General features: G+C 62.6%; 11 protein-coding genes and 1 pseudogene. 3 read left to right on the top strand and 9 right to left on the bottom strand.

What is annotated here, in order from left to right:
* Positions 1–180: 180 nt before the first annotated feature.
* The 4 genes from ASD02_RS18915 to ASD02_RS18900 form a co-directional block, all read right to left on the bottom strand.
* Positions 181–1,536, bottom strand: coding sequence for a HAMP domain-containing sensor histidine kinase (locus tag ASD02_RS18915; protein ID WP_057220709.1), 1,356 nt, complete (start codon positions 1,534–1,536; stop codon positions 181–183).
* Positions 1,533–2,207 (bottom strand): response regulator transcription factor, encoded by a 675-nt coding sequence (locus ASD02_RS18910; RefSeq protein WP_025428267.1) that lies wholly within the window; start codon positions 2,205–2,207, stop codon positions 1,533–1,535. The genes ASD02_RS18915 and ASD02_RS18910 overlap by 4 nt, the downstream gene beginning before the upstream one ends.
* Positions 2,208–2,326: 119 nt before the next feature.
* The gene (locus tag ASD02_RS18905; protein ID WP_057220708.1) at positions 2,327–2,803 is read right to left on the bottom strand and encodes an Rrf2 family transcriptional regulator; all 477 of its coding nucleotides are present in this window, start codon (positions 2,801–2,803) and stop codon (positions 2,327–2,329) included.
* 106 nt (positions 2,804–2,909) lie between these two features.
* On the bottom strand, positions 2,910–3,797 hold the full coding sequence (locus ASD02_RS18900) for an NAD(P)/FAD-dependent oxidoreductase (RefSeq protein WP_057220707.1): 888 nt from the start codon (positions 3,795–3,797) through the stop codon (positions 2,910–2,912).
* Between the two features lie 351 nt (positions 3,798–4,148).
* Between ASD02_RS18900 and ASD02_RS39815 the strand changes: the two are divergent.
* From ASD02_RS39815 to ASD02_RS18890, 3 genes and pseudogenes are all read left to right on the top strand, one after another.
* Positions 4,149–4,301, top strand: a pseudogene (locus ASD02_RS39815) (DedA family protein); the annotation flags it as partial.
* Positions 4,302–4,577: 276 nt separating this feature from the next.
* Positions 4,578–5,849, top strand: a complete 1,272-nt coding sequence (locus ASD02_RS18895) for a glycosyltransferase (RefSeq protein ID WP_082555569.1) — start codon at positions 4,578–4,580, stop codon at positions 5,847–5,849.
* 12 nt (positions 5,850–5,861) lie between these two features.
* Entirely contained in the window at positions 5,862–6,860 is a 999-nt protein-coding gene (locus ASD02_RS18890) for an NAD-dependent epimerase/dehydratase family protein (RefSeq protein ID WP_057214624.1), read from the top strand.
* On the opposite strand, the gene hpaI is transcribed toward ASD02_RS18890, so the two are convergent.
* The 5 genes from hpaI to hpaD form a co-directional block, all read right to left on the bottom strand.
* Entirely contained in the window at positions 6,854–7,651 is a 798-nt protein-coding gene (gene hpaI / locus ASD02_RS18885) for a 4-hydroxy-2-oxoheptanedioate aldolase (RefSeq protein WP_057214621.1), read from the bottom strand. The genes ASD02_RS18890 and hpaI overlap by 7 nt on opposite strands.
* 9 nt (positions 7,652–7,660) lie before the next feature.
* Positions 7,661–8,464 (bottom strand): 2-oxo-hept-4-ene-1,7-dioate hydratase, encoded by an 804-nt coding sequence (gene hpaH, locus ASD02_RS18880; protein ID WP_057220706.1) that lies wholly within the window; start codon positions 8,462–8,464, stop codon positions 7,661–7,663.
* 2 nt (positions 8,465–8,466) lie between these two features.
* Positions 8,467–9,336, bottom strand: a complete 870-nt coding sequence (locus ASD02_RS18875) for a fumarylacetoacetate hydrolase family protein (RefSeq protein ID WP_057220705.1) — start codon at positions 9,334–9,336, stop codon at positions 8,467–8,469.
* A gap of 58 nt (positions 9,337–9,394) precedes the next feature.
* Positions 9,395–10,807, bottom strand: coding sequence for a pyridoxal-dependent decarboxylase (locus tag ASD02_RS18870; protein WP_057220704.1), 1,413 nt, complete (start codon positions 10,805–10,807; stop codon positions 9,395–9,397).
* A 67-nt stretch (positions 10,808–10,874) separates the two neighbouring features.
* Complete coding sequence (gene hpaD / locus ASD02_RS18865; RefSeq protein ID WP_057214613.1) at positions 10,875–11,855, bottom strand: 3,4-dihydroxyphenylacetate 2,3-dioxygenase; 981 nt, start codon at positions 11,853–11,855, stop codon at positions 10,875–10,877.
* Between the last annotated feature and the right edge of the window lie 17 nt (positions 11,856–11,872).

Below are 11,872 nucleotides of genomic sequence, written 5' to 3'. Positions count from 1 at the left end.
AATCTTTACGATCGACCCCCTTGCCGAAAAGTCGAAGCGGCGAGCATGGCGCAGAGAGAACACGCTTCTTTACAGCGCCGCGCGTCTTATCAGACGCGCAAAGGTCGCTGTAGCACTTTAAATTGCTGCATGTTTTTATCCTTGAATCGGATACGATTTAAGGAAACATGCAGTAGCGCGTCATGCCGGCGGCAGGTCGATCCTGAAACATGCGCCGCCCGATGTCGCGTCGACGATCGCGACATGGCCACCGTGGAGGTGCACGATCTCCCTGACCAAGCTCAAGCCCAGCCCGGCGCCCTTGCCGCCGGGATGAAGCCGGCTGAACGGCTCGAAAATTCGTTCGCGCTCTGCAAGTGGAACGCCGTCACCTTCGTCGCAGATTTCGACGCGCGCCGGCGCCATGACGCGAAAAGTGATCTTGCCGCGACGACCGCCATGCTCGATGGCATTCTGCACGAGATTGGTCAAAGCCCGTTCGAGCGACGAATGATCGCCAAGGACGATCATCGGCTCGTCTGCCGGATCGAAGGACATTTCGTATCCGGCGGCAAAGGCAAGTGGCGCCAGATCGACAATGACGCGTTCGGCGAGTGCCCTGAGGTCGAGCGGGCAAAACGGGGTCGTTCGTTTGCCGAGGCGCTGCAGGTCGAGCAGCTGGCCGGCGAGTGTCGCCAGGCGATTGGTGTCCTCGATCAGCCGCGCCTTGCCGTCGCTCGGCGGCAACGTTGCTACCCGCGTGTTGAGGATTGCAATGGGGGTGCGCAACTCGTGAGCCGCCTGGGCGAGAAAGCGCTTGTGGCGGGCATATCCCTCGTCGAGGCGTTTAAGGGCATTGTTGAAAGCTTCGACCAGCGGCAGGAATTCGGCCGGAACGCCCTTGATCGGCATCTGCACGCCCTGCTGGTCAAACTCGATATGGGCTGCATGGGCTGCTGCATGCGAGAGACCGGCCAGCATCCGGCGAACGACGATCGGCGTGACGATGATGGTGGCGAGTGCCAGCAACAGCAGCATAGGCACGAAAATGGTCAGGAACGCGCCAGAGGTGCCGAGCAGCAGCCGGCGAAGCGTGAGTTGCCCCTCCGTGCCGGTGAAGATCTGGATATTCCCCGCGGGGGAATCGACCCATTTGACGACGGCTTCCGGCCGCGAATCCTTGTCGGGCGAGAGCCTGAAGCGTCCGTCGTTCATCCGGTCGAGACCGGCCGTGGCAAAGGCGAATGCCTGAGGCACCGCGCCTTCGGAAAGCCTGTGTCCGGCGCGGTCGCGAGCGATGAACCAGATCTCGCCTACTTCGCGCCGCAGCCGCGCCAGCTCTGGGGTTTCCTGGACCACGAGGTTGTTCTGCCCATCGCGCACGATCGCGTCCGTGAGCACATCGATATTGCCGTTCTCGTAGCCGTCGATAAGATAGCCAGTCGCCCAGAGCAGACCGACCGCGATGGCGATTACAAGGCTGATGGCGGCTGTTTCGAAGAGCACCAGCCAGCGGACGAGCCGCCATTTGAAGGAGTGCGGCGTGCCGGTGATCATTGCGCTTCCCGCAGGAGGTAGCCGACGCCGCGAATGCCATTGATCGTGACGCCTGCATTGGCGTCGAGAAGCTTTCTCCGCACACGCGATATGTGGGTATCGAGGGCGTTCGACTGGATTTCGTCGTCAAGGCCGAACACGGCTTCCATGAGGGCCGCACGCAGCACCATCCGCCCCATGCGCCGCGTCAGGGTTTCGAGAACCAGCAGTTCACGGCGTGGCATTTTCAGGGGCACGCCATCGACATTGGCTTCAAGATGGGCGAGATCGAACGACAGGCGGCCGACCGCCACGACGTCGGATTGTACGGCGACAGGGCGCCGCGCCAGCGCTCGCAGGCGCGCCAGAAGCTCCTCGAATGCGAAGGGCTTGCCGATATAATCGTCGGCGCCGCCATCAAGTCCGGCGACACGATCCGCAAGTTCGCCCAGCGCCGTCAGCACAAGCACCGGCACGCTGTTGCCCCGCAATCTGATCGCCGGGATGAGCGAAAGCCCGTCTCCATCCGGCAGCCGCCGATCGAGCACGACGACGTCATAGACCGCATCGCTGAGAACGAGGGCCGCCTCCGCCAGGTCACGCGCATGATCGACGACCATGCGGTGTTGGCTAAGCGCTGTCTTCAGCGCCCCCGCAAGTTCTGCCTCGTCCTCGACCAATAGCACCCGCATGAAACCGCTTCACTCCGCACGACGCTCCGACGCGCGGCGATCCTCGCGCACGTTCATTGAGGGAACCTGTCATCAGCCGGAAAAATAAACGATGTCCGGTTCAATCAGTGACGAGGTCTTCAACTCGGCTCTGTCGGATGACCTTTGCACGAGGACAATCGGTTGCCCGTGACAGCGCCATAGCGCTGCTCGAAATCGGCGGCGATATCGGAGATGGCGATCTCGCCCAATCGCGCGAGCAGCAGGGTCTCTGCCTCATCGAGTGTTCGCTCCAGCGCCGAATTGACAGCCTGTTCGACCAGGCATTGCGGTTCGTCGGTTGCGACACCCATGGCGAAGAAGCCGGGACTGCCGATGGTTCGATAGACGTCGAGGAGGGTGATCTCGGAAAGCGGCCGCGACAACGTCCAACCGCCGCCATGGCCCTTCTCGGACGACACGTAACCGGCATCGCGAAGGCCGGCCATCGTCCGGCGCACGACGACGGAGTTCGTGCCGAGCATCCGGGCAATGGTTTCGGATGTCATCGGCGCTGCGTGCTTTTCCATGTGCAGCAACACATGCAGCAGCCGTGAAAGCCGTCCGTCCTGGCGCAATGGCAATCTTCCCTGTTTCGCATCTGATAGCATGGATAGTGCCGCCTAGGGGAGGCCGCCGTTTCATTGTCCAGCGGCGTGACGCCCGGACCCGCTGCAGTCGCTGTCAGTCGAACATCAGCGAGCGGTGGGTTGCAGCTCCGGCCATGGCACCGTCTCCAACGGCGAGCGCGACCGACCCCGTCGGCCTTGCCGCATCTCCGCAGGCAAAGACGCCCGGAACCGTCGTTGCCTTCATCGCATCGGTTCGGATGTAGCGTCCGAGCGGGCCGTCGTCCAAGGTGCAGCCGAGCTGTTCGGAAAATGGCGCCGAGACCACCGTCCTGGTGGTGGTGAATATGCCGTCCATCGGCAACACCCGCCCGTCCTTCATGACGACATCGACCCGTTCACCCTCGATCCTGTCGATAAGCCCGTGCTCCAGCGTGACATTGCGCCATGCAAGCTGCTGTAGCTGGTCCGCGTCGGGCTCGAATGCACCGTTGAGAAAGAAGGTGGTCGGACCCCAGTCCGGCAGCATCAGCGCCTGATGCATCGAAAGGGGCGACGTCGCGAGCACGCCGATCCTACCCTGGTCGAGTTCGTAGCCATGGCAATAGGGGCAATGGAAGACGCTCCTGCCCCAGCGTTCGGCAAGCCCGTCAAGATCCGGCAGGACGTCGGTGACGCCGGTGGCGAGGACAAGCCGTTTGCCAGTGACATCGTGGCCCTGCTGCAGGGCGACCTTGAAGCCATCCTGCACACGTTCGGCACTTATGGCGGCAGTCTGCAGCCATTCGACCGACCGGTATTCCATCAATTGCGAGCGGGCTTCGGCGGCGATTTCAGCCGGCGCGCTGCCATCCTGGGTCAGGAAACCGTGCGATGTCGCGGCGAAACGGTTCCGCCGCATTCCGGTGTCGATAACCAGCACGCTCCTGCGGGCGCGGGCGAGTTGAAGGCCGGCGGAAAGGCCGGCGTAGCTGCCGCCAAGGATGATTACGTCATGGGTCATATCGGGCCTCTTCGTCTCAAGATCGTATCTTTATAAGTTACGTGAAGTTGGCTTTCAATATCACGAAACAACAAAAGTTCCATGACTGAGCCTGGCGGCGATGGCTGGCGCCTCAGGATCGGCTCCGGCCGAAGACGCGAGGCTACGGATAGCTTTGCTGGCGGGGCGGACCAATAGGACCGTCGCTCAAGTTGCTCTGGCGCGATTTCAAGGCAGACAAAAATCCGCCTGTTTGGTAGTCGACTGGATATTATCGTTGCGTGTTCAGCCTCTGTCCCCGGCATCGGGGATCGGGAACGCTTCCCGCCAAGGTCCCGCACGGGACGCCCCCGATGAACGACCGGATTTCCCATGCTTCGCAGTTTGTACAATTGGACGATGGACCTCGCTGGCCGGAAGTCCGCCGCATGGTGGCTGGCGCTGGTAGCCTTTGTCGAAAGCTCCGTCTTCGTCGTTCCGGCAGACGTCCTGTTCCTGCCGATGGTGCTGGCAAAACCGCACCGTCGCTGCGGCCGTGCTGATCCTGCTTTACGGCGTCTACGTTCTCGCAAAATAACAACAGCGAAGCTGTGCCGAAAGCGTGCCTGCCGTCGGTGGAGGCAAAGGCTTAACGGCTATTTCGGCCCGACAGTGCGCGCCTTGAGGTATTTGGCAAGGCGTTATTGCGTCCATCCGCGCGCAGCGTCTACCGCAAATTGATATCTTGCAAACCGTCGGCAAGCGGCAGCCAAATGGGGGAGATCCAGGTCGCCCAGTAAAGTCTCCGAGAGGCAAGTGTTCATGCGGCTTATCGTTGTCAACGACGTGTCGGAGGCCCTGGGCGGTGCGACCAAGGTCGCGCTCCAATGCATTGAGGCAGGCGTTGCGGCGGGGCTCGACTGTTCCGTTCTGGTCGGGGATGACGGTGCGGGCATTCGCTTGCGATTCCCGGGCGTACAGGTGGAGGCGCTGGGCGAGCGCCCCTTGCGCGACGGCGTCCGCTTCGCAAACCTGTTCGACAGGAATTTCAACGGCCGCGCCTACCGTGCCTTGCGCCGATTGCTCAAGTCCGGAAGTGACACGGTCGTTCATGTTCACGGTTGGTCACAGATCCTGTCCCCTTCGATTTTTCACGCGCTGGCGCGCAGTGACGCCAAGGTCATCGTTACCGCGCATGATTTCTTTCTGAGCTGTCCGAACGGCGCGTATGCTCATTTCGGGAAGGGCGATATCTGCGAGGAGAAACCGCTGTCTGCCGGTTGCTTGGCCAGCGCCTGCGACAAGCGCAACTACCTTCACAAGCTGTGGCGTTTCGGCCGTTCGATGACCCAGAGCGCCGCGGGTGAGGTCTTCTGGGGCCGCGTCGGTGTCATTCTCGCGCATGAAGCCATGGAACCTTACCTGAGCACGGGCTCGCTTCGAAACTTCCTGACGTTGCGCACGCCGTCGACGCCGCTCACGCGGTTTCCCGTTGAAGCCTGGAAGAACGAACGCGCCATGTTTCTTGGCCGCATGACGGTAGAAAAGGGCGTCCGTACGCTGGCCGAGGCGCTCAACGTGACGGGCAAGGCGGCGACCTTGATTGGACAAGGGCCGTTGCTCCAGGAAATACAACGCACACTTCCTCACTGTCATGTTCCGGGATGGCTTGATGACGGCGAGGTTACCGCCGTTGCGGCCAAGGCACGCTATTTTTTCATGCCGTCACGGATGCCCGAACCCTACGGTCTCGTCGCCGCCGAGGCGCTGATGTCGGGCATACCGGTGGTCGCCAGCAGCAATGCGCTCATTGCCAGAGAAATCGAAGAGAACCAGGCGGGGCTGGTTTTTCAGAGCGGCAATGCCCGATCCCTCGCCGAGAAGATGGTGCTGATGGAAAACGACGATCTCGTTCGGCGTTTGAGCGAGGGTGCATTCGGCTATGGTAAGAGGATCGCGCCTTCGCGAGACGAATGGCACCAGCGGATGGTCGATATCTATGCCGGACGGATCAAATTTTCGATCCGTGATGTGATGACAGGGGCGGTGGGGCGACCTGGACATCCAGCGTTTGAGATGGCCAGCCGGATCTGAAAGGGAGAGAGGATGGCGCGTGCATTGGTGACCGGCGGAGCCGGATTTGTGGGACGCCATCTCTGCGGCAAGCTGATGTCGGAAGGCGTCGATGTCGTTTGCGTCGATAAACTCGCGCGCGGAACCGGGGCAATGCGTCCTGAGGATTGGCCGAACCCGCCGAGGGGCGGCTTCTCCCTCATCGAGGAGGATTGCCGCCGCTATTTCGATCGCTCCGACGACCGTTTCGACATGGTGTTTCATCTCGCCGCGATGGTCGGCGGTCGTGTCATGCTGGAGACCCAGACGCTTCTGGTTGCCGAGGATCTCGCGGTGGACACCGATATGTGGCGCTGGGCCGCGCGCACGCGTCCAGGAACCGTCGTCTATTTCAGCTCGAGTGCTGCCTACCCCGTAAGTCTTCAGCGCCCGGAAGGGTACCGCAAGCTGAGCGAAGACATGATCGACTTCGATCATACGATCGGCGTTCCGGATCTGAGTTATGGCTGGGCGAAGCTCAGCGGCGAATACCTGATGAAGCTTTATGTCGAGAATTATGGCGGGCGGGCGGTCGCCTACCGGCCGTTCAGCGGCTACGGCGAGGATCAGGACCTGAGCTATCCATTCCCGGCGATCTGCAGACGGCTCCTCGATGAGCGCGGCACGGAAGAGGTTTTCGTCTGGGGCTCGGGCCGGCAATGTCGCGACTTCATCCATATCTCGGATTGCGTCGATTTCGTCTGGCGAACCTTTACCCGGTTGCAGAACGGCGCATCTCTCAACATCTCCACCGGCATCGCCACCTCCTTCATTGAACTCGCCCAACTGGTCAGCCGGTGCATCGGCTGGGAGCCGAGAGTAAGCGGCCGGTCAGACAAGCCCGAGGGCGTGTTCTTCCGTTGTGGCGATACGGCGCTGCAGGCGTCCTATGGCCTTGTGCCGCGCATCGATCTTCAAGCCGGCGTGGCGCGGGCGCTCGACCAAATGCAATCGAAGCGACCCTATGCTCTCGGTGGCGTTGCCTCTCAATAGCCGGATGCGGGCGGCGCAACCGGCTGTTCGGCAAAGTTCGCACGCAGGCGGCTGGTCGCTCCCACGAGCAGGCTGACGTCGTTACCAACAGCGACGAAGAGCGCGCCCAGTTCGAGGTAGCGCTTGGCGAGTGCGGTGTCCGAGGTCAGGATGCCGGCAGCCTTGCCGTGCGACTGGATGCGCGCGAGTGCAGCCTCGACCGCCTCCTGCACCTCGGGTGCCCCGGGCCGGCCAAGGAAGCCCATGTCGGCCGCTAGATCCGCCGGACCGATGAAGACGCCATCGACCCCTTCGGTCGACGCAATATCGTCCAGTGCCGCCAGTCCCGCACGGCTTTCCACCTGCAACAGCAGGCAGATCTCGGCATTGGCGGTCGGGAGATAATCATCAATGCGGTTGAAGGCCGACGCGCGGGCAAGTGCTGCGCCGACGCCGCGCATGCCGTGGGGCGGATACCGCACGGCCCGGACCAGCGCGCGGGCCTGTTCGCCGGTCTCGACCATAGGCACCAGCAGCGTCTGCGCGCCGATATCGAGAAGCTGCTTGATCAGCCACGCCTCGCCGATCGGCGGGCGGATGATCGGATGGCTCGTCGAACCGGAGAGCGCCTGGAGCTGCGCCATCATCAGCGGCACGTCGTTCGGGGCATGTTCGCTGTCGATCAGCAGCCAGTCGAAACCGGCACCGCCGCAGATCTCGGCGGTGTAGGGATTGGCGAGCGCCAGCCAAAGGCCGATCTGCGGCCGGCCCTCGGCAAGCGCAAGCTTGAACATATTGCGTGGAGCAGGCATGGGCGCACCCTATTCGAAGAAGCAGCTGACGGTTCCCTGCGGCCCGAAATCGGCGACGATGGTGTCGCCGTGCCGGGCCTCGACGGGGCGGATGAACGAGCCGGCAAGCACGATCTGGCCGGCGTCGATGCGGTCGCCATAGCTGGCAAGACGGTTGGCAAGCCAAGCGATGCCGCGGGCCGGATGGTTGAGGACGCCTGCACCAAGCCCGGTCTCTTCAACCGCGGCATTGCGCGAGACGATGGCGCCCATCCAGCGCATGTCGACATCCTGCGGGCGCATGGCGCGGCCGCCGATGACGATACCGGCATTGGCGGCATTGTCGGAAATGGTGTCGACGATGGTTCGGGCCTTCTTCGTTTCCGGATCGACACGCAGGATGCGTGTGTCGAGAATCTCGAGCGCTGGAGTGACGTAGTCGGTAGCATTGAGGACGTCGAAGACGCTGACATTGGGGCCGGCGAGCGGCGCCTTCATGACGAAAGCGATCTCGGCCTCGATGCGCGGCTGGATGAAACGATCCCTGGGGATCGTGGCGCCGTCCTCGAACATCATGTCGTCGAACAACACGCCGGAATCGGGAATATCGATGTTCAGCGCATATTGCATCGCCTTTGACGTCAGCCCGATCTTCCAGCCGATGACCCTGCGCCCCCGGGCGATCTTCTGCTTCACCCAGGCCGATTGCACGGCGTAGGCGTCGTCCATGGTCATGTCGGGATGCTTCAGGGAGAGAAGGCCGGTCTGGATGCGGCTCGCCTCCGCCGCATCGAGCGCGTTCGCGGCGTCGGCGATTTCGGTTGCGTTCAGCATGCTCAGGCCTCGTCGGCGATGGGGTTGCGAAGCAGGCCGATGCCATCGGCCTCGATCTCGACGACATCGCCGGGTTTCAGCCAGATCGGCGGGTCGAAGCGGGCGCCGGCACCGGTCGGCGTTCCCGTGACGATCACGTCGCCGGGCACCAGCGTCGTGAAGGTCGAGACGTAGTTGATGATCTTGCGGAAGGAGAAGATCATCCGGCTGGTTCGGTCCTGCTGGCGGACCTCACCATTGACGCGGGTTTCCAGCTTGCTGTCGGCGATCTGCGCCTCGTCGGTGAAGGGAACCAGCCATGGCCCGATCGAACCCGTGCGGTCGAAGTTCTTGCCCTGCGTGACGTTGAACTTGGCGTGGCGCACCCAGTCGCGGATCGTGCCTTCGTTGCAGAGCGAAAGTGCCGCGATATGATCGAGCGCTTGCGCTTCGGGGATGCGGCGACCGCCCTTGCCGATGACGATGACGATCTCGCCCTCGTAGTCGAGCTGCGGGCTTTCAGGCGGGCGGATCAGCGGCTGCTCATGACCGGTAAAGGAGCGCGGAAAACGGATGAACAACGACGGGTTGGGAGGTGCTGCCTGCCCATCCCGGTACTCTTCGTTGCGATCGGGGAAATTGACTCCGACGCAGATGATCTTTTCCGGCGCGGGGATCGGGATTTCGAAGCGGATATCGGCGAGCGACACGTCGGGGGCGAGGGTGGCGGCTTCGTCCGCAAGCCTTGACAGGGCGCCGTCGGCAATGACCTCGCGCAGCGTCGGCCATTTCGAGCCATAACGCCGGGACAGATCGATGATGCCGTGGTCGCTGACAAGGCCGTATCCCTGACCGTCGCTCGTGTAAAAACTGGCGAATTTCGCAAGCGTCATTTCAATCCTCCGGCCTGGTCGGGCGATGCCGACGGGCAGGCATGTTTGATCCCGCAGATCACCGGTTAGCCATGCCCGCAGCGACCTCGGTGATGACATCGAAGGCGACATCGGCGTCCGCCTCGGTCATGTCGAACTGGCCTGCCTGGAAGCGGATGGCGACGCGGCCGTCGACCCGCGTCTGGGTCAGGTAAATGCGGCCATCGTCGTTGATGGCATTGACCAGCGCGATGTTGTGGGCGTCGCTGTCGGCGCCACCGCGATGGCGGAACGAGAACAGCGAGAAGCGCGGCGCGGTGACGATTTCGAAGTTTTCGTTCGCGCCGAGGCGCGCGGCCAGGCGATTTGCCCAGGCGACGTGGTTGCGGATCATCGTCTTCAGACCATCCAGCCCGTGGAAGCGCAGCAGGAACCACAGCTTCAGGGCGCGGAAGCGCCTTCCGAGCGGGATCGTCCATTCAGAATAGTTGATGATGCCGTCGCGGCCATGGGTCTTCAGATATTCCGGCTGGATCGCCAGCGTGCGGACGAGATCATCGGGATTGCGGATGAAATGGGCAGAGCAGTCGAACTGGGCGCCGAGCCATTTGTGCGGGTTGAAGACGACAGAATCCGCCTCTTCGACACCGGCCCAGAGCGAGCGGAATTCCTCGCAGATCATTGCCGACCCGGCCCATGCCGCATCGACATGGACATAAAGGCCGTGCTTGTGGGCGACGCGAACGACTTCGGCGATATCGTCGCAGGCGCCGGTGCTGGTGCCGCCGGTACAGGCAATGACGCCGGCCGGCAGGAAACCTGCGTCTTTATCCCTGATAATGGCCGCTTCGAGCGCTTGGCAGTCCATTGCGTGGAGCGGCCCGGCCGCCGGTATGCGCACGAGGTTTTCCTCGCCGATGCCCGACACCCAGATGGCCCGGTCGATCGAGGTGTGGACTTGGTCCGAGGAGTAGATGCGCAAGGGCGCGTGTGCGCTCAGTCCTTGCTTGTTGCCTTTCCAGTTCAAGGCGCGCTCGCGCATGACGAGTACGGCGGAGAGCGTGGCGGAGGACGCCGAGTCCTGGATCACGCCGGAAAAGCCGCCGGGCAGGCCGATCGCCTGGCGCAGCCAGTCGATCACCCTGGTTTCGAGCTCCGTGGCAGCGGGGGAGGTCTGCCACAGCATGCATTGGGCAGCCATCGCCGTCACCAGATATTCGGCGATGACGGAAACCGGGGCGGCGTTGGCAGGGAAATAGGCGAAGAAGCGCGGGTGCTGCCAATGGGTCATGCCCGGCAGGATGATGTTTTCGAAATCCTCGAAGATCGCCGCCATGTCCTCGCCGGTCTGGGGCGGCTTGCTCGGGATCTGGGCTGCGATCGCGCCCGGTGCCGTCTGGGCGCGAACAGGCCTGTCGCGCAGCGACGCCCGATAGGCCGATCCCCATTCCGCCGCTTTCTGCGACCACTCACCGAAAGTCTTCTCGTCCATAACGTTCCTCCCCTTGCGCCATTGGTGCCGGCCCTGTTGTGCCGGCATCCACCTTTCATGCCTCGATTTACGGGGCGATGATAGGTTGCGCCTTCAACGCCGGTTCCACCGTCTCGGCGTCTGCAAATTGGCTGCCCTCTTCGAACCAGGAGCGTGGCGCAGGCGCGCCCCAGAGCGTTTGGCGCTGCGGGTCCTTGAGATCCCATTTGATCGGTTCCAGATCGGGATCGACCGTCTGGTAGTCCGAGCAGTAGATCTCGATGCGGTGGTTGTCGGGATCGCGGACATAGAGGAAGAAGGCATTGGAAATGCCATGACGTCCGGGGCCGCGCTCGATATTGGCGAGCCAGCCGGAGGTCGACATCAGGTCGAGCAGGTCGATGATGTTGAGCGGCGTCGGCACCCAGAAGGCGGTATGATGCAGGCGCGGGCCGCGACCATTGGTAAAGGCGATGTCGTGTACGCCGCCCTTGCGGTGGGTCCAGGCCGCCCAGAGCCGGCCGGTCTCTTCGTCGGCCGTATACTCGGTGACCCGGAAGCCGATCTCGTTATAGAAGGCGACGGCGTCGTCGACATTGGGCGAGAAGCAGTTGAAATGGTCGATGCGCAGCGGCTTCACACCACGATAGAGCGCATATTTCTGGTGGATCGGCGGCAGGCGGTCCATCTTCGAGTAGAATTCCAAGGGAATGCCCTGCGGGTCGCGGGTGCGGAAAGTGCGCGACTGATAGGGCCGCTCGATCCATTCGACCGGCAACGCCTTTTGCTTGAAGAAATGCGCCGCCTTGTCGAGGTCCTCGTCGCCAAAGACCTTGAAACCGAGATCGCGGGCTTCGGCAGTCGTGGCCTTCTTCAGCACGATGCAGTGATGCCCGCGTTCTTCCATGGCGCGCAGGTAGATTGTGTCGGCCGTCTCGTCGGTGACCTGCAGGCCAAGCACATCGACATAGAAGGCGCGCGATTTGGCGAGATCGGTGACGGCGAGTTCGACATGGCTCAGCCGGACGATGTTAAAGGGCGGGTGAAGGTTTGGCTTCGGTAGGGGCATTCTTGTCTCCTCCAGTT

Origin of the sequence: Ensifer sp. Root1252 (genome assembly GCF_001425885.1) — a bacterium.
In the GTDB taxonomy this organism is placed as follows: Bacteria; Pseudomonadota; Alphaproteobacteria; order Rhizobiales; family Rhizobiaceae; genus Ensifer; species Ensifer canadensis.
The sequence above is the reverse complement of the archived record's forward strand: the minus strand, read 5'-3'. Positions and strand labels throughout refer to the sequence as shown.